This is a genomic window from Hydrogenivirga sp. 128-5-R1-1, assembly GCF_000171895.1.
In genome coordinates, this window is sequence record NZ_ABHJ01000002.1 from 113,264 (window position 1) to 129,894 (window position 16,631).

The following is a 16,631-nucleotide window of genomic DNA, read 5'->3' on the forward strand; positions in this document are numbered from 1 at the left end:
AACTCATTCTATTCCGTGCATCTTCAGGTTTTCCTTTATCTTGTGTAAGAGCTCAGCCGGGTTCTTTATCGGATATTCCAGCTCTTCAACTACCTCCTCTGCCTTTCTACCTTTTATCATAACGCCCGACAGCTTCTCCCTGATGTCCTCTGCAGAATGTATGGGGAAGTCCGTTCCCTTTATCCTCTTGAGAACCATGTAAGCCCAAGGTATGTCAAGGGCAACGGCAGCTTGGGTGCAGTACTCAAGGAATATCTTGGGCTCTTCGTGCCCTTCTTTCACGAGCTTGTAGGCTAACTTGGCTATGCCTCCAGCGGTATGAACCCTGAGCTCCTTCTTCTCCTCCTGGGTAAGCTCGTCTATGTGCTGTATCTTGTACATGGCGAGCTCTGGGTCAGCCCTGAGTATGTTCCTTACTGTCTGTCTCGTCAGACCAACTATCTCGGCTATCTCCTCCTCGGTCTTAAGGTACTCCTCCCTGAGGACTATTGCAAAGGAAGCCCTCGCAAGCGATGGCAACCACGTGAGCGTCTTGAACTCTGCAAGCTTCTGAAGTCCACCAAGCAGGTCAATTGACTTCAGGAATACCCGGGTCACGAGGGGCTCAATGTCAACTTCCACAGGTTGAAGCTCTATTACCATATCTCCACCTCCTTGTTATGCTTTCAAATCGGGGTGCCGGGACTTGAACCCGGGACCTCTGGCCCCCCATGCCAGCGCGCTGCCACCTGCGCTACACCCCGTCAAGTATTAATTATACTTTCTTGAGTTTGAGCTCTACCAGTTCAAGGAGTTTCTTGCTCGGTTTAAAAACGATGACCTTCCTGTCAGGGACGGGAACCTCCTCCCCGGTTCTGGGATTCCTGCCTATCTTACCCTTCCTGGTTTTAACCAAAAAGGTGCCAAATCCAGATATCTGGACTTTCTCGCCGTTCTTGAGGGTCTCCTCTATGATCTCAAAGACCTCTGAAACTATCTGGTATATCTCCTTCTTGGTTGTCTCAAACTCCTCTTCACATCTTCCGTATATGAGGCTCGCTATGTCCTTCTTAGTCATACCAGAGCTCCGGCATTACATCTTCCACTTTTTCTTAAGAATGTCCCCTAGCTTGAAGCCCGCCGTTGAAACTTCTTCCTCGTAAGAGGTAGCTTCTTCAGACTTCTCTTCCTCTCCTCGCAGAGCCTTGATGGAGAAAGTTATCTTGCCCTCCTTCGGGTTTAGATCAATTATCTTCACCTCGTACTCCTGTCCGGGCTCAAGCTTCACGTCCTTGGGCACCTCTGAGAAGGGAAGCAGACCCTCCACACCTTCGGGCAGCTCAAGGAAGGCTCCGAAGGGCATAACCTCTTTGCTGGGCAAGGTTAATACGTCTCCAACGCTGTACTTCTCCTGAATTATCTCCCAGGGATTTGGGGTGAGCTGTTTCACGCCGAGCTTTATATACTTACCTTCGGTGCCGAGCACGACAAACTCTCTCTCCTCACCCTCCTGAAGCACCTCCTCAACCCTCTTGGGCTTAGTCCAGGAGAGGTCACTCCTGTGGACTACACCCTTCACCTTTTCATCGCCGAGATCAACTATAGCCCTGCTACCCTCTATCTTCTCAACCTTCGCGGTTATCTTTGAACCCACAGGGTTCTTCTCAAGGAACTCCTCCCACGGTTTCGGGAGCGCCTGCCTTATGCTGAGTATGACCCTCTTCCTCTTGGGCTCTATCCTGAGAACCTTAGCCTTAACGCTCGTTCCCTTTTCGGGCACGTCCCCGTTCCAGCTAACCTCCTCCAGGGGAACGAACCCTTCAAGACCTTCCTCCAGGTCAAGAACCACACCCTTTGGAACGACCTGCAATACCTTAGCCTCTATAACGTCACCGACCTTGTGCTCCCTGGTGAACTTGTCCCAGGGGTTCTCCTTCAGCTCTCTAAGAGACACTATGAGGAAGTCCTTGTCTTTGCTCTTCTTCTTGACCTTAACCTTTATGGTCTCGTCCACCTCTGCGTAGTTGAAGGGGTTCTTGTCTCTTCCCCAGGACAGCTCTTCCTTGGGTAGGAAAGCCCTAACGACACCCTCCACTATCAGGGTGATGCCCTTGTTGGGGTCTATCTTTACGACCCTTCCTTCAACCACATCACCCCTGTCCAGCTTCTTGAGAAGCTCCTGCTTCCTCTTCTCCCTCTCTTCCTCAAGGTAAGCCCTGTGGGACACTATGACCCTCGGCCTATCCTTCTGGAGGCTGATCTCTATTACCTTTACCCTCACGGGCTTTCCAACGCTGAGCTTCTTACCAGCCTCGCTCGCAGGCAGGAAAGCCTTTACACCCTCTATGTCAACTATAAAACCGCCCTTCGTCTTCTTCTCAACTGTTCCCACAACATCACGCCCTTCGGCGTGAACCTTCTGAAGCTCCTCAAGCCCCTTCTGCTGGGATATTATCCTGTAAGAAAGCCTCGGGTAGTCCAGGCGCGGTGATATCTTCACTATTACAGCCTGTATCTCGTCCCCTTCCTTTATATCCTCACCGACTTCCTCTCTGGGTATGACACCCTCAACCTTGTAACCTATGTCAACGTAAACGTACCGGTCATCAATCTTTATAACCCTACCGGTAACTATCTTTCCCTTTTTGAAGCTTTCTTCTTGGGGGAGGGCTTCACTCAGGAGTTTTTCAAATTCGTTCATTAGGTCCTCCACGGGAGAATACATTATAGCAAAAATTCACGGGTATCAAATTTCTGGATTATATTATTAATCCTAACAGGAGGCGTTATGGAGTTCTTTTTCTTCCTTGACATCTATGCGGACAGACAGCTCATAGACTACTACATACTGTCCTTCAAGCTCGGCAACCTTAAGTCCGTGGAGCTCAAGCAGTGGTCTGGGAAGAACTACATAGTGGGTATAAAGGACTGGGAGAGGTTCAGGAAGACCACCTACGACATAGTACTCTACGAGCTTGGAGACGAGATAGAGAGGTTCAAGGACATAGAGACAGCCTTCAGAGAGGGCTACAAGATAGCTTACAGGGAGGCTGCGCGCAGGGGAGCTAAGAGGATACTCCCGGCGATAGGATACGGGAACCCTCCCGTTGAGGTGGTTAAGAAGTTTTTCCCCGTTGCACCCGACTTTGAGAAGTTCCCCGATGACATAGACAACTTCCTTGAAGAGGTTGTTAAGAACACCCCCAAGGAGCTGACCAGGAGAGGATTTGGAGATGACGAGCCAGCTTTCTGAGCTCTTGGAGGAGCTCACCCCCAAGAGAACCGTTGAAGAGCTCAACAAGTTCGTAGTAGGGCAGGAAGAAGCCAAGAAGGCTGTGGCTATAGCCCTCAGGAACAGGTGGAGGAGGCAGAAGCTCCCCGAGTACATAAGGGATGAGGTAGCCCCCAAGAACATACTCATGATAGGACCCACGGGTGTGGGCAAGACTGAGATAGCGAGGAGGCTGGCAGGTCTCATAAAGGCTCCCTTCGTTAAGGTGGAGGCAACCAAGTACACGGAGGTCGGCTACGTCGGAAGGGACGTGGAGTCAATGGTCAGGGAGCTCGCAGAGGTCTCCTACCAGATGGTAAAGAGGGAGAAGGTTGAAAGGGTCAGGGAGAGGGCGAGGAAGCTCGCTGAGGAGAGGATACTGGACTACCTCGTGCCCCAGCAGTTCACAAGCTTCGGGATAAGAGAGTCTCAGGATGCAGGCAAGAGAGAGGAGCTGAGAGAGAAACTCAGGAGGGGAGAGCTGGACGAGAAGGTCATAGAGATAGACGTTCAGGAGAAGGCGGTTCCTATGGTCGGTATAGCGGGACCTCCCGGTTTTGAGGAGCTGGAGAACCAGCTCAGGGAGATGTTCTCAAACCTCATGCCCTCCAAAAAACGGAGAAAACTCAGGGTCAAGGAGGCTCTCCACGTGCTTGAGCAGGAGGAGGCTGAAAAGCTGATAGATATGGAGGAGGTGGCACGGGAGGCGGTCTTCAGGGCTGAGAACTTTGGAATAATCTTCATAGACGAGATAGATAAGATAGCTGTAAAGACGCCGGGCACAGGACCCGGCGTATCAAGGGAGGGAGTTCAGAGAGACCTCCTACCCATACTTGAGGGAACAACCGTGAACACCAAGTACGGAGCTGTGAAGACAGACCACATACTCTTTATAGGGGCTGGAGCCTTTCATATGGCAAAACCCTCAGACCTGATACCAGAGCTCCAGGGCAGGTTCCCCATAAGGGTTGAGCTCAAGCCTCTGACCAAAGAGGACTTCGTAAAAATACTCACCGAACCCGAAAACGCCCTCACCAAGCAGTACATAGAGCTCCTTAAGACGGAGGGGGTTGAGATAGAGTTCACCGAGGACGCCATAGAGGAGATAGCCCGCATATCGGAGGACGCCAACAACAGGACTGAGAACATAGGTGCGAGGAGGCTCCACACGGTCATGGAGAGACTTCTGGAAGACATATCCTTCAACGCACCCGATATGAGCGGTCAGCACATAATAATTGACAGCAAGTTCGTGAGGGCAAAGCTTGAGGGAATAGTCAAGGACGAGGAGTTAAGCAGGTACATCCTCTAAGAAGTTCCTGAGCCACCAGTGAACGTCTTCTTTAACTACTTTATCTCTGAGGGCTTTCATGCGTTCCCGCTTCTCCCTCTTACCCATCTTGAGAGCCATGTATATGGACTCGGCTATAGCCTCTTCGTCAAAGGGGTTCACTATAAGGGACCCCTCCCTTAACTGCATGCTTACACCGGCAAACTCACTCAGCACGAGGGCACCATCGTAGTCCTTCTTGGTAACGACGTACTCTTTGGACACAAGGTTAAGCCCGTCTATGACAGGCGTAACGAGAGCGAAGTCGGCCATTGAATAAAGAGAAGCGAGCCTCTCGTCCCCGTAGTTCTTGTAGTAGTAGTATATGGGCACCCAGCCAGGCTCTCCGAACTTCCCCTCAATCATGCCCACTATCTCGTCGGTCTTCCTCTTTATGTCCATGTAGTCCTCCAGCTTTGTCCTCGTCGGAGCTGCGATCTGTATGAAGGAAACCTTGCCCCTGAAGGAGGGGTACTTCTCAAAGAACCTGCCTATGCCCCTGAACTTCTCCTCCAGTCCCTTGGTGTAGTCAAGCCTGTCCACCCCTATGCCCACGTATTCAACGCTGAGCTTCTTCCTGAGGTTCCTCGCGTACTTTATCACTTTGGGCTCCCTTATCAACCTCTCCCACCTGTCCGTGTCTATACCCACGGGAACAGCCTTTACCTTTATCTTCCTCCCGTTCCAGTACACCGCACTGTCATCGTAGAAGGCACCCAGTATCTCCCTTGCACACTCCTGAAAGTTCTGAACGTAGTGCTGGGTATGAAACCCTATGACGTCGGCACCGAGCATGCCTTCAAGTATCTCCCTCCTCTGGGGCAGAAACCTGAGCATGAAGTAGGGAGGGAAAGGTATGTGCCAAAACATGTATATGGGGTCTTTCACACCTTTCTCTTTAAGGAGCTTGGGCACCAGAGCGAGCTGGTAATCGTTGACAAGAACCTTTGAGCCGGGGGTGTAGGCTTCGGCAACCGCACGGGCGAACTTTCGGTTAACCCTCCTGTAGCCCAGCCAGTACCTGTTGTCAAAGTGGGTTCTGTTTATGAACATGTGGCAGAGGGGCCAGAGGGTTTCGTTTGAAAAGCCGTAGTAGTATTCCGAGACGTCCCTGCTCGTGAGGGGAACCTGTTTTATCACGAAGTCCCGGGTTATGTAGGTTTCAAGGGGAGTCTTCTGTCCCTGTCTGCCCCAGCACACCCACACACCGCCCTCTTTACGCAGTATGGGTTCAAGGGCTGAGACGAGCCCTCCCACCGTCTTCTCAAGCTTTCCCCTTGAGGATTCCAGCCTGTAGGGTTCTCTGTTTGATACTACTATCAATTTCATTATTATTTAAAGATAATACACGGAATGGTTATACTCCTTGACTACGACGGGACGCTGACGCCCATAGTATCAAAGCCAGGCGAGGCTAAGATAGAGAGAGATAAAAAGGACTTTCTTGAAGAGCTCTCAAAGAGACACACCCTCGGGATAGTGACGGGCAGGAGTCTTGATAGCTTCAAGGAGGTGTTCGGTTCCGTGCCGGACACGATCTACCTGATAACGTCCCACGGGGTGAGGATTTACAGGGGAGAGAAGCTCCTTAAGGAGTTCACCGATGGGAAGATGCCCGACCTGAATCCGTTGAAGCACAAGCTTGAAGGTAAGGAAGGACTCATCCTTGAGGAGAAGGAGGGCTGCTTCGCACTGCACTACAGGAACTTCAAGGGGAGCGAGGAGGAGGTGAAGAGGCTGTTCAGGGAGTTTACTAAGAAACACCCTCCCAGAGCCGTCATAGAGGGGAAGAAGGTTCTTGAAGCCGTGTATTCTGGTAGGGACAAGGGTAAGGCTGTGGAGGACTTTCTGAAATTCATCGGCTGGGATGGAAAGGAAAGGGTCATATACATAGGGGACGATACAACAGACCTCTACGCCCTGAGGAAGGTGAGGGAGCTCGGGGGACTACCCGTGTTCGTGGGAGAGCGGAAGCCTCCGGAGGCAGAACTGCTCCTGAAAGACGTTGATGAGGTTTACGAGTTCCTTTCAGGACTTAAGTAGCCTGTAGATCACGAGGAGGTAGTCTTTGATGTGTCGTGTTATCAGGAAGCTGTGCCTTACCCTCTCGTGGGCGTTCTTACCCATAGTGTCCCTCGCTTCGGGGTTCGCGAGCAACTGCTTTATCCTGAAGGCTGTTCCCTCCACGCTGTTAACGAGATACCCCGTAACGCCGTTTATTATCTGCCTCCTTATGCCTCCTATGTTGCTTCCTACCACAGGCTTATTCTTCCACATAGCCTCGGATACGACTAGCCCGAAACCCTCCCTTATGGACTTCTGAACAACGACGGTGGCAGCCCTCTGGAAGGCGTTTATCTCCCTGTGGCTGTCCGGTGGCAGGTTGAGCACGAACACGTCTTCGTCGTCTCCTTTTTTCTCAAGCACCTCATTGTATACCTCTTCTCCCTCCGGGTCGTCGTCCGCAAAGGAACCCGCGAGTACGAGCTGGCAGTCGTATCTGCGCTTAACTATTCTGTAAGCCTCTATCACCCCTACGGGGTCTTTCAGGCGGTCAAACCTTGATACCTGGAGGACTATCGGCTTGTCGGGGTCTATGGAGAACCTTTCAAGGACGTCCCTTACGAAACCTTCCTCAAGCTCAACGTTCTTGTCGTGCAAGGGGTCTATTGAAGGAGGTATAACGAACGCTGGTATCTGGACGCCCTCTCTGACGAATTCGGGTATGTGGAATATGCTCCCGTCGTAGCCGTTGACGAACATCTCAAGGAACTTCCATACCTCCTCCTCTGGGGTAGATATGTCTATGTGGCATCTCCAGACCCACTTCTGTCCGAGCCTCTTCTTAACTATGAGCCCCAGCGGTTGAGGGTCGTGTATGAAGACGACATCGTAGTAGTCGGTATCTATGTGAGAGACGTTCTCGTACGTCTGCCTCATGTAAGTTATAACGTCCTGGTGGCTCAAACTCTCCCTTCCGGGCATGTGAAGAAGGTTGTGTATCTTCTTGGTGACCTTAAAGAACTCTATGTCCCCCTTTATGACCTCCCAGTGGGTCTCTATACCGAGCTCGTTCATGAGGGGTATCATGCGGTGAAGTATCTCAGCCACACCACCACCCTGCTTGGTAGAGTTCACGTGCAGAACCCTGACCCCTTTGAGCTCCTTCGCAAGCTGTCTGAGCTCTCTTAGAGTCCCTTCGTCTATATACCTCGCGTACTCTTCAAACATTTCAGCTCTCCAGATACCTGAGTATCATCCCCCTTATCTCATAGAGGCTGTGTGCCATGAGGTCTATCCTGTCTATCTCCTCAGCCTTTTCCTCCTCGCCCACAGATCTGAGCCAACGGGAGAAGTCGTTTACAGCCTCTCCGTGGACAAGTCTGGACGTTACGAGGTGGTAGAAGAGGGAGTGGATACCTACCTTCCTGACACCCTCCCTGAACTCCTCAAGGTTATTCGCAACCACGCCCGTGTCCACCACCTTCCTTACGGCACGTATGAAGTAAAAGGGTTTGCAGAGCCTCTCAAAGCCGTCCACACCGCTGTGGAGTATCTTGAGCATCTCCTCCCTCACGTCCGATATACATACGCACTCCATAAGGTCTATCGCAGAGAACTTCTCAGCGAGGACGGGAAAGCCGTTCTCAGCCAGCCAGTATGCAAAGCTGTTGCCATAATCTGTGGGGAGGAAGTGGTACTCAAAGAGGTTCCTGTAGAGGTGGTAGTAGATGGTGTCGTCGTCCACCTCGTTAAGAGCCCTCATAAAAGCTGCCACGGTGTTAACCTTGACACCCGTGTACTGGGCAGTCCACAACTCCGATTTGAATACGAAAGGGGACATATAATAAATGTTAAACTGAAAGGGAGGACGGCGATGCTCAAAGAAGGCGAAAAGGCGCCCGATTTCTGCCTTAAGGGGATAGATGAGAAGGGAGAGGAGAAGGAGTTCTGCCTCAAGGATTTCAGAGGTAATAAGCTGATACTCTACTTCTACCCCAAGGACAACACCCCGGGGTGCACGGTGGAGGCGTGTGACTTTAGGGACAACCTAAACGTCCTGGTGTCAAAGGGATACAAAGTTGTGGGTGTCAGCCCGGACAGCGTAAGCTCACACAAAAAGTTCAAGGAGAAGTACGACCTGAACTTTCCTCTTCTCAGCGACCCGGACAAGAAGGTGGCGGAGGCTTATGGCGCTTACGGGGAAAAGAAGATGTACGGTAAGGTTACCAAGGGAATAATAAGGTCAACATTCCTCATAGACGAAGAGGGCAGGGTCGCCAAGGCATGGTACAACGTAAAGGCAAAGGGGCACGTAGAAAAACTCCTGAGAGAGTTAGAAGGTTGAGGGAGAGAGCTTTAGAGGTCATAGAGAGGCTTGAGAAGCTTTACCCCGACGCCAGACTTGAGCTTGAGTACGACAACGCCTTTGAACTGCTTATAGAGGCTATCCTTGCCGCTCAGGAGTCCGACAAGAAGGTTAACACCCTCAGGGCTGAGCTCTTCAGCAAGTACAAGAGCCCGGAGGACATAGTGAGGGTTCCCCTTGAAGAGCTTGAGAAGGACATAAGCTCAATAAACTTTTACAGAAGGAAGGCTAAGCTGCTCAAGAAGTGCTGCGAGGCTCTCGTTAAGGAGTTTGGAGGGGAGATACCCAAGAGCGTTGAGGAGATGGTCAAGCTACCCGGAGTTGGGAGGAAGACAGCCAACATGGTGCTGGGTGGAGCCTTCAACCTTCCCGCCATAATAGTGGACAGACACGTTCTCAGAGTCGCCCAGAGGATAGGCTTCACCGATAAGAAGGATGCAGACAAAGCTGAACAGGACCTAATGGATATAGTGCCGGAGGAGCTGTGGACTAAGTTCTCCTTCCTTCTCCTAAACCACGGAAAGAACCTGTGCACGGCTAAAAACCCCAAGTGCGAGGAGTGCCCTATATGCGAGCTCTGTGATTCCTGCAAGGTAAAGTTATAATGTTCGTAACCGAAATAGCCTTATAGGGGATATAAGGGGAGATGATAAAGAGAGTCCTTTTCAAAGACCTTGACGTAAACGTAATGAACGTGGGAAAGGTCTATGACGAGGTTCGTCGTAAGGAAGTGACCGGCTTTCTCAAGGTGGTTTACTGGAGCAAGGATGACTACCTGCTCTTTTACAGGGGAAACCCCTACAAGGTTGTAACCTTCAACTCGGACGGGAGCAGGAGTATATCCGAAGCGGACAAGTTCAGCGTTGACAGAAAGGAGGGCACCGCTACTCTCGTTGAAACCACCGTTGACGACCTCGTCGGTATAATAGAGGACAGGAACAATATATCCCACGACGGTTCGCTCGTGTTCTTTCCCTACGGGCTTCCCGTTCAGGAGCCCGTCTCAATAAGCTTCCTTGACATAAACAAGGAGTTCCTCTTAGCCCAGAGGAGCCACCTGGACGGTTACGTAGCCCTCTACTCCGACGAGCAGCTCTTCGGAACGGTGGTCTTTCACGGGGGATTTCCCGTGGCTGTGTTCGGGGGTGACGGCTCCTTCGGAGAGAAGGCTATAACTTACATAAACGCGAACCTAATACCGGCAAGGAGTTTTATGTCCATGTACACGCTGGAGCCTGAGCTCCTCAGCTTCGTGTACTCAATGCATTCGGACAACGTAATACAGGTTGAGAAGAGCTTTGAGACTTACGAGGAGGCGGAGGCGTTCGTTAAGGAGGAAAGGAAAAACGCCGTGGTTGTGACGGCAGGTGAAGGGATATACAGGTACGACATGTTCTTCATGGGTCAGCCCATAGACAGGCTCCTTAAGGAGAAGGGGGTCTTCGTATCCGAAGAAATGGGCAAGGACAAGCTCATCTCAAAGGTGGAGAACCTCCCGGACAGAACCATAACGGTTTATGACGTATCAATAATAGAGAAACCGAGACCTATAGAGGTCGTTATAGAGGGAGTGGAAGAGGAGGTCGTGGTCTCAGACAACGAAGTTCCCCTGGACAGAGTTCTTGAGATAAAGTCAGCTTACATAAAGGAGATGGGACCCGTGGGCAAGCTGCTGTGGGACAAAACACTCAACGAGCTCGGATTTAAGGAAAGCTCAATGACGGTGAACCACCTGAGGATAGTAGTTGAAAAGCTTCGCAAAGAAATTCCTGAGGAGAGCGCAGCTAAGGAGTTTTTAAGTCAGGTTGAGAACATACTGCCCGATATAATTTAGCAGGAGGTTTTAGATGGTAGGAAAGTACTTTAAGAACGCCTCGCTTATAGAGAAGTTCGTGGTTCCCAACATAGTGATACTCGTCGTTCTCATAGCGTCTGTGGCGGCGATAAGCTACTACCTCTTGCAACAACAGTTGAAAAAGCAGGCTGAGGAGACCTTGAACAATGGGTACAAGCTCTTCCTGGAACAGGTCAAGAACAGGGAGAGCGCGGGGCTGGCTGTCGCCTACCTCGTCAGCATGGACCCAGAGGTAAAAAGAGCCTTTAAAAACAGAGATAGAAAGCTACTTTACAAGTACGTCAAGGTTAGGGCAGACCTTGAGACCCTCACGGGTATATATGACCTGAGGCTACACTTCCTCACACCCCTTGCGGTCTCCTTCTTCAGGACTTGGAATCCAGAGAGGTTTGGTATAGACGTCTCAAAGTTCAGGAGGATCATAGTTGCCGTAGCTCAGAGGAGAGCACCCCACAGGGGCATAGAGGTAGGGCTGAAGAGAACCATAGTTACGGGTGCGTATCCTGTTATGGACGGTGAGGAGTACCTCGGTGCCGTTGAGCTCATAACGCCCTTCAACCCCATACTGGACAACCTCAAGGAGCTCACCGGTATGGACACCCTCGTGCTCATAAACAAGAGGGCTGCAGCTCATTCCGAGTGGGCGGCGAGGGCTGAAAAGTTTGGAAACTACGTGCTCTATTACGAAACCAACCCGATATTGAGAGAGCTGATGCTGAAAGCTAAGGACACTCCGGGAACCGTTCTCGTGGTTCAGAACTACGCCGTGGTCGCTAAACCGATATTTGACTTCTCCAGGAGGAACATAGGTCTTATAGTGATGGGCTACGACCTGACACCCATAATAGACTCCTACAAACAGCTGGGTGTTTACATACTCATGTTTGTCTTTATAGGTCTGATATTCAGCTTCTTTATAAGCTACATGATATTCAAGAAGTACGTGGAAGACCCGATAAATACCCTCATAGAGCATACGGAGAGGATAAGCATGGGAGACGTTGACCAGAAGGTGCCCGTGGATTCTAAGGACGAGATAGGAAAGCTGGCTGAAGCCTTTGAGAGGATGAGGATAAGTATCAAGAAGGTTATGGACCTTCTAAAATGAGGCTTGATGATGAAAGGGATTGGTTTATCATTTATTTCAGGAGGACATAATGGAACTTGACATAGTCCAGTACGAGATAGATGAAGAGGTTGAGAAGAAGCTCGTAAACGCTCTGAAGAACTTCGTTACAAGGACGGACGCAGACCTCGTAATACTATCCGACGACGCTGGACGTATCATCTCCTTCTTCGGCAAGAACCTGGATGAGACGCAGGCTGAGTTTCTGGCGAGCATAATAAGCGGCATATTCGGAGCCGCCTTTGAGATGGCAAAGATGGTATCAAAGGAAGACCTCCTTGACGCGATCCAGTACGAGAGCAAAAAACAGAACGTGGTAGTTAAGGCTGTAGGCGATAGATTCCTGGTGGGTGTGCTCTGCCCAAAGAGCGTCGCCCTCGGAACCGTGAGGCTCTTCCTGAAAGAGCTCGCGGACGAGCTGAACAAGATATTCTCCTCTGTAAAGCCAAAACCATCAAAACTGCTGAAGCTCTCCCCCGAAGCCATTGAAGACAAACTCAACAAGATACTGGGGGCGACATGAAGCTAAAGGTCGTTTACTTCGGAGCATCACTCGCAGGTAAGAGCACCAACGTTAAAGTGCTCTACGACATACTCAAGGAGAAGGGAATAACAAAGGGTGACTACATCTCCATGGAGACGGACGAGAACAGGACTCTATTCGTTGAGATGTTCCTGAGCTCTATAAACCTTGAGGGGCAAGACATAGACATAAAGGTTCTCACAACGCCAGGACAGTTCAGGTTACACCCTCTAAGAAAGGTAATAATGAAGGGGGTGGACGGACTCGTCTTCGTCGTGGACAGTTCCAGAGAGAGGGAGAACATAAACTTCCTCGTCCTCAGGGAGACCGCCGCCGTGCTGAAAGAGCAAGGTTTTGACCTCTACTCCCTGCCCGTTGTGGTGCAGTATAACAAGAGAGACCTGCCTGACGCCCTGCCGGTGGACGAGCTCCAGCCCGTCTGCAACCCGTGGGGCACTGAGTACGTTGAAGCCGTGGCTACCGAGGGCAAAGGTGTCCTTGAAACCTTCCAGTCAATAGTGAAAAGGATACTCCTTGAGAAGGCATGCGCCAAGAAATAAGAGAGAAGATAAACCTTGAGCTTGTCAATACAGAAGCTCTCATAGAGGATTTAAGGCGAAGAAAGTTCACCGGTTACGTGAAGATAACCTCCTGGGAGGACGAGGATTACATACCCTTCTACGAGGGAGAGATCCCAAAAGTGTTCATAGTTAGCAAGAGGGGCATAGAAGAAACTAACTACACAAGCTACGGCTTCCCCCAGACGGGTTTCTTAGAGGTTGTTGAGACCGACGTGGTGAGCGTCATGAACGCCCTCAGGGAAGAGCCCGACCCCGAGAAAGGGGGACCGCTATGTATAGCCGGCTACGGCGAGGAGTTCCAGCCTACATCTTCGGCTGCTCACATAGATGTAGAGCACTTCAACACCCTTGCTAAAAAGAGCCACTTCAACGGCTACGTCCTCTTTCACACTCACAGGGAACCGGTGGGAATGGTTTTATTCTACAACGGGGAACCGGTGGGAATATTCTCTCCGACTGGGATCGGTGAGAGGGCTTTACAGTACATAAGGGTAAACGCAAGGGGTGGTCTCGTGAGCATATTTCTTCTGGATGCGGACCTGATACCCCTTCTCCTTGGCATGGTCAAGCTTGAAGCGGTTAAAAGCGGGAAGATATCAAGGAAGTCTGAACTTGATGTAGTTAGGGACGATATAAGGGAAAGGAAGATGAACGCACTGCTGTACCTGAACGGGGGAAGGACGAAGAAATACTACCAGTTCTTCTACAGAGGCCACGAGGTAAAGGGCTTAACGCAGGACTTCTTCAGCATAAAGGAGGCAGCTGAAGAGGAAGTTGACTTCGGCGGTAACTTCGTCCTCTATCCCCTCTATGTGGACACTAACCCCTCGCCTGTTAAATTCACCCTGAAGGTCTCGGAAGCTGTGGTGGACAGGGTGCCCCCTGACAAACTCAGGGAGGTGAAGGAAGCCTACACGGACGAGATGGGACCTGTGGCAAAGCTCGTATGGAAGAAGGTTCTTGACGAGTTCGGCTGCGATGAGGAGAGCCTGCCCGTGGAGAAGTTTGATAAGTTCATAGAGAGACTCGGGGAGGAGATCCCCTATGATAATCACAGGGAAGCCTTCTTAAAAAGGGTCAGGAGGATATAGAGATGAAAGCCATATTCAAGAGCATAAAGACAGAGATAACCGTGGTGGTCGTCATAACAGGCGTCCTCATAGGTATAGGTGTGGGTTTCTTCATATACAAGACGACCATAGACAGGGCTATTGACTCCGCAAAGGGCAGGATAGAAACCACGATGGCTTTCGTTAAGGCGTCAAGAAATTACGTCCGTAAGACCCTAAGACCGAAGATATACGAGCTCCTATCCGCAGGTTGTACAAACCAGGACTTCATACTTGAAGCCCAGTCCTCCTCCTTCTTCACCGCCTCCATATTCAAGATGGTCAACAGGGAGATACCGGATATGGAGCTGAGGCAGGTGGCTATAAACCCGCTTAACCCCGGGAACAAACCAAACGAAACGGAGATGTGGATAATAGCCTACCTTAAGGATAAGAACTTGAAGGAGTACGAGGGAATAACCCTTCACAAGGGTAAGGAGTACTTCATAAAGGCTTTCGCAGTTATACCCAAAAAGAGCTGTCTCAGGTGTCACAGCACCGTTGATGCCATGCCTGTAGCTGTTAGGAACATATATAAGCCCAAGACCGACCCTAGGTGGCCCGTGGGAAAGGTGAACGGAGCGGTTCTCATTTACGTCCCCTTTGACAAGGTGGTGGCTCAGGCTCGTATGGACGGGCTCTTAAACGGTGGGTTAGTTGGAGGCGTATTCATACTTATGTCGGGGATAATCCTGGTGATACTGAACTTCAGGGTGTTCAAGCCCATAGACGCCCTCAGAAACAGCGCCGAGAAGATAAGCAAGGGTGAGGTTGACGAGACCATACCTTATCAGTCCGAGAACGAGATAGGAAGGCTCGCAAGGGCTATAGAGAGGATGAGGGTGAGCCTGAAGAAGGTTATGGACATGATATCTTGACACCCGCTTAAATGAGAATTATTATCAATTACGGAGGTTAAAGATGGGAGATAGAGTTTACATATTTGATACTACCCTGAGAGACGGAGAACAGGCACCGGGATTCTCCATGACCACTGAAGAGAAGCTCCAGATGGCTCACCAGCTCGCCCGTCTCGGGGTTGACGTGATAGAAGCTGGATTTGCGATAGCCTCCCAGGGCGACTTTGAGGCGATAAACAGGATAGCGAGAGAGGTTGAAGGTCCTGTGGTATGCTCCCTTGCACGGGCGAGGGAGGAAGACATAGAGGTGGCAGCTAAGGCGATAGAACCTGCCGGGAGAAAGAGGATACACACCTTCATAGCCACCTCAGAGATACACATGAAGTACAAGCTTAAGATGGAGCCCGACAGGGTTCTTGAAAGGATAAGGAGTGCGGTATCCTTCGCGAGAAAGTTCACCGACGATGTGGAGTTCTCCTGCGAGGACGCGACGAGAAGTCAGAGGGACTTCCTTTACAAGGCGATAGAGGAAGCCATCAAATCCGGTGCTACGGTTATAAACATACCGGATACGGTAGGATACACGGTACCGGAGGAGTTCGCAGACCTGATAGAGGGAATATTCAACAACGTCCCCAACATAGACAAGATCGTCCTGAGCGTACACTGCCACGACGACCTCGGCCTCGCCGTGGCGAACTCACTCACAGCCGTGAGACACGGGGTCAGGCAGGTTGAGTGCACCATAAACGGAATAGGAGAGAGGGCTGGAAACGCAGCCCTTGAAGAGATAGTTATGGCTCTGAAGGTTAGGAAGGACTACTTCGGTGGTCTGAGCACGGGTGTTGACACAAAGGAGCTCTACAAGACTTCAAGGCTACTGTGCAGGATAACGGGCTCATTCGTGCCGCCCAACAAGGCGATAGTCGGTGACAACGCCTTCGCCCACGAGTCCGGTATACACCAGCACGGCGTTTTGAGCCACAGGCTGACCTACGAGATCATGAACCCCGAAGATGTGGGCTTCCCCACGAGCAGGAGGATAGTCTTAGGTAAACACTCAGGAAGGCACGCCCTCAAGAAGAAGCTTGAGGAGTACGGCATACAGTACACGGAGGAAGACCTGAACAGGATATACGAACAGCTCAAATCCCTCGCAGATAAAAAGAAGGAGGTTTACGACGAGGACATAGAGGCTCTGATATATCAGGAGTTCATGAAGCTCGGTGATGAAGAGCCCGTCAAGGTAGAGCATTTCCAGGTGCAGAGTGGGGACAACCTGATGCCCACAGCCACCGTTAAGCTGTACTTCAAGGGCGAGGAGAGAACGGCAACCTCAACGGGGAACGGACCCGTGGACGCCACGATAAAGGCTGTCCAGAAGGCGCTCGGGATAAACACGAAGTTGCTGGACTATTCAATAAAAGCCCTGACCCCGAATACGGACGCCCAAGCCGAGGCGAGGGTTGTGCTGGAGCTTGACGGAGTGAAAGCCTCTGGAAGGGGTGTTGATACGGACATAATAAAAGCCAGCGTGAAAGCCTTCGTGGACGCTCTTAACAGAGCCATAATGAGGAAGGAGTACATACTCCAGAAGAGCCGCATAAGGGAAGAGGGAACTATCTGAT

At 50.9% G+C, this 16,631-nt stretch carries 18 protein-coding genes and 1 tRNA gene; 12 read left to right on the top strand and 7 right to left on the bottom strand.

All coding sequences use genetic code 11. From position 1 onward, the window contains the following. Positions 1-3: 3 nt before the first annotated feature. The 4 genes from HG1285_RS14465 to HG1285_RS14450 form a co-directional block, all read right to left on the bottom strand. On the bottom strand, positions 4-642 hold the full coding sequence (locus HG1285_RS14465; protein ID WP_008286344.1) for a hypothetical protein: 639 nt from the start codon (positions 640-642) through the stop codon (positions 4-6). Positions 643-670: 28 nt separating this feature from the next. Beyond that, positions 671-743 (bottom strand) — tRNA-Pro (locus HG1285_RS14460). Between the two features lie 11 nt (positions 744-754). Further along, positions 755-1,057, bottom strand: coding sequence for an HU family DNA-binding protein (locus HG1285_RS14455; protein WP_008286345.1), 303 nt, complete (start codon positions 1,055-1,057; stop codon positions 755-757). Positions 1,058-1,072: 15 nt separating this feature from the next. Further along, positions 1,073-2,680, bottom strand: a complete 1,608-nt coding sequence (locus tag HG1285_RS14450; RefSeq protein ID WP_008286346.1) for a S1 RNA-binding domain-containing protein — start codon at positions 2,678-2,680, stop codon at positions 1,073-1,075. 87 nt (positions 2,681-2,767) lie between these two features. Between HG1285_RS14450 and HG1285_RS14445 the strand changes: the two genes are divergently transcribed. Both HG1285_RS14445 and hslU read left to right on the top strand, forming a co-directional pair. Continuing rightward, positions 2,768-3,232 (top strand): hypothetical protein, encoded by a 465-nt coding sequence (locus HG1285_RS14445; protein WP_008286347.1) that lies wholly within the window; start codon positions 2,768-2,770, stop codon positions 3,230-3,232. Beyond that, entirely contained in the window at positions 3,213-4,562 is a 1,350-nt protein-coding gene (gene hslU / locus HG1285_RS14440) for an ATP-dependent protease ATPase subunit HslU (RefSeq protein WP_008286348.1), read from the top strand. Before HG1285_RS14445 ends, hslU begins: the two co-directional genes overlap by 20 nt. Here the strand turns inward: hslU and HG1285_RS14435 are convergent. Next, the gene (locus HG1285_RS14435; RefSeq protein ID WP_083793027.1) at positions 4,542-5,909 is read right to left on the bottom strand and encodes a trehalose-6-phosphate synthase; all 1,368 of its coding nucleotides are present in this window, start codon (positions 5,907-5,909) and stop codon (positions 4,542-4,544) included. The two genes, hslU and HG1285_RS14435, sit on opposite strands and share 21 nt — an antisense overlap. A gap of 24 nt (positions 5,910-5,933) precedes the next feature. Here HG1285_RS14435 and otsB point away from each other — a divergent pair, with 24 nt between their 5' ends. Continuing rightward, positions 5,934-6,623 carry a trehalose-phosphatase gene (gene otsB, locus HG1285_RS14430; protein ID WP_008286350.1) on the top strand — a complete coding sequence of 230 codons (690 nt, stop codon included), beginning with the start codon at positions 5,934-5,936 and terminating at the stop codon, positions 6,621-6,623. Here the strand turns inward: otsB and HG1285_RS14425 are convergent. Both HG1285_RS14425 and HG1285_RS14420 read right to left on the bottom strand, forming a co-directional pair. Next, on the bottom strand, positions 6,609-7,811 hold the full coding sequence (locus HG1285_RS14425; RefSeq protein ID WP_008286351.1) for a glycosyltransferase: 1,203 nt from the start codon (positions 7,809-7,811) through the stop codon (positions 6,609-6,611). The genes otsB and HG1285_RS14425 overlap by 15 nt on opposite strands. Before the next feature lies 1 nt (position 7,812). Continuing rightward, positions 7,813-8,424, bottom strand: a complete 612-nt coding sequence (locus tag HG1285_RS14420; protein WP_008286352.1) for a DUF5752 family protein — start codon at positions 8,422-8,424, stop codon at positions 7,813-7,815. 33 nt (positions 8,425-8,457) lie between these two features. On the opposite strand from HG1285_RS14420, the gene bcp reads away from it, so the two are divergent. Genes bcp through leuA form a run of 9 tightly spaced genes read left to right on the top strand, consistent with a single transcriptional unit; the run spans position 8,458 to position 16,630 of the window. Further along, a complete protein-coding gene (gene bcp, locus HG1285_RS14415) occupies positions 8,458-8,928 on the top strand; it encodes a thioredoxin-dependent thiol peroxidase (RefSeq protein WP_008286353.1) in 471 nt (156 codons plus the stop codon). Further along, positions 8,925-9,554 (top strand): endonuclease III, encoded by a 630-nt coding sequence (gene nth, locus HG1285_RS14410; RefSeq protein ID WP_008286354.1) that lies wholly within the window; start codon positions 8,925-8,927, stop codon positions 9,552-9,554. The genes bcp and nth overlap by 4 nt, the downstream gene beginning before the upstream one ends. Before the next feature lie 41 nt (positions 9,555-9,595). After that, positions 9,596-10,783: a hypothetical protein gene (locus tag HG1285_RS14405; RefSeq protein ID WP_008286355.1), complete on the top strand. Its 1,188-nt coding sequence runs from the start codon at positions 9,596-9,598 to the stop codon at positions 10,781-10,783. 13 nt (positions 10,784-10,796) lie between these two features. Next, positions 10,797-11,912, top strand: coding sequence for a cache domain-containing protein (locus HG1285_RS14400; protein ID WP_008286356.1), 1,116 nt, complete (start codon positions 10,797-10,799; stop codon positions 11,910-11,912). A gap of 49 nt (positions 11,913-11,961) precedes the next feature. Next, a complete protein-coding gene (locus HG1285_RS14395; protein ID WP_008286357.1) occupies positions 11,962-12,453 on the top strand; it encodes a roadblock/LC7 domain-containing protein in 492 nt (163 codons plus the stop codon). After that, complete coding sequence (locus HG1285_RS14390) at positions 12,450-13,013, top strand: ADP-ribosylation factor-like protein (protein ID WP_008286358.1); 564 nt, start codon at positions 12,450-12,452, stop codon at positions 13,011-13,013. The genes HG1285_RS14395 and HG1285_RS14390 overlap by 4 nt, the downstream gene beginning before the upstream one ends. Next, on the top strand, positions 12,998-14,125 hold the full coding sequence (locus tag HG1285_RS14385; protein WP_008286359.1) for a hypothetical protein: 1,128 nt from the start codon (positions 12,998-13,000) through the stop codon (positions 14,123-14,125). Before HG1285_RS14390 ends, HG1285_RS14385 begins: the two co-directional genes overlap by 16 nt. A gap of 2 nt (positions 14,126-14,127) precedes the next feature. Then, entirely contained in the window at positions 14,128-15,021 is an 894-nt protein-coding gene (locus HG1285_RS14380) for a DUF3365 domain-containing protein (protein ID WP_008286360.1), read from the top strand. 43 nt (positions 15,022-15,064) lie between these two features. Beyond that, positions 15,065-16,630 carry a 2-isopropylmalate synthase gene (gene leuA, locus HG1285_RS14375; protein ID WP_008286361.1) on the top strand — a complete coding sequence of 522 codons (1,566 nt, stop codon included), beginning with the start codon at positions 15,065-15,067 and terminating at the stop codon, positions 16,628-16,630. Position 16,631: the final 1 nt, after the last annotated feature.

What these genes read in the sequence shown, in the direction of transcription:
- HG1285_RS14465 (WP_008286344.1), bottom strand. Translation starts at nt 642, where the DNA reads ATGGTAATAGAGCTTCAACCTGTGGAAGTTGACATTGAGCCCCTCGTG.
- HG1285_RS14455 (WP_008286345.1), bottom strand. Translation starts at nt 1,057, where the DNA reads ATGACTAAGAAGGACATAGCGAGCCTCATATACGGAAGATGTGAAGAG.
- HG1285_RS14450 (WP_008286346.1), bottom strand. Translation starts at nt 2,680, where the DNA reads ATGAACGAATTTGAAAAACTCCTGAGTGAAGCCCTCCCCCAAGAAGAA.
- HG1285_RS14445 (WP_008286347.1), top strand. Translation starts at nt 2,768, where the DNA reads ATGGAGTTCTTTTTCTTCCTTGACATCTATGCGGACAGACAGCTCATA.
- hslU (WP_008286348.1), top strand. Translation starts at nt 3,213, where the DNA reads ATGACGAGCCAGCTTTCTGAGCTCTTGGAGGAGCTCACCCCCAAGAGA.
- HG1285_RS14435 (WP_083793027.1), bottom strand. Translation starts at nt 5,909, where the DNA reads ATGAAATTGATAGTAGTATCAAACAGAGAACCCTACAGGCTGGAATCC.
- otsB (WP_008286350.1), top strand. Translation starts at nt 5,934, where the DNA reads ATGGTTATACTCCTTGACTACGACGGGACGCTGACGCCCATAGTATCA.
- HG1285_RS14425 (WP_008286351.1), bottom strand. Translation starts at nt 7,811, where the DNA reads ATGTTTGAAGAGTACGCGAGGTATATAGACGAAGGGACTCTAAGAGAG.
- HG1285_RS14420 (WP_008286352.1), bottom strand. Translation starts at nt 8,424, where the DNA reads ATGTCCCCTTTCGTATTCAAATCGGAGTTGTGGACTGCCCAGTACACG.
- bcp (WP_008286353.1), top strand. Translation starts at nt 8,458, where the DNA reads ATGCTCAAAGAAGGCGAAAAGGCGCCCGATTTCTGCCTTAAGGGGATA.
- HG1285_RS14405 (WP_008286355.1), top strand. Translation starts at nt 9,596, where the DNA reads ATGATAAAGAGAGTCCTTTTCAAAGACCTTGACGTAAACGTAATGAAC.
- HG1285_RS14400 (WP_008286356.1), top strand. Translation starts at nt 10,797, where the DNA reads ATGGTAGGAAAGTACTTTAAGAACGCCTCGCTTATAGAGAAGTTCGTG.
- HG1285_RS14395 (WP_008286357.1), top strand. Translation starts at nt 11,962, where the DNA reads ATGGAACTTGACATAGTCCAGTACGAGATAGATGAAGAGGTTGAGAAG.
- HG1285_RS14390 (WP_008286358.1), top strand. Translation starts at nt 12,450, where the DNA reads ATGAAGCTAAAGGTCGTTTACTTCGGAGCATCACTCGCAGGTAAGAGC.
- HG1285_RS14385 (WP_008286359.1), top strand. Translation starts at nt 12,998, where the DNA reads ATGCGCCAAGAAATAAGAGAGAAGATAAACCTTGAGCTTGTCAATACA.
- HG1285_RS14380 (WP_008286360.1), top strand. Translation starts at nt 14,128, where the DNA reads ATGAAAGCCATATTCAAGAGCATAAAGACAGAGATAACCGTGGTGGTC.
- leuA (WP_008286361.1), top strand. Translation starts at nt 15,065, where the DNA reads ATGGGAGATAGAGTTTACATATTTGATACTACCCTGAGAGACGGAGAA.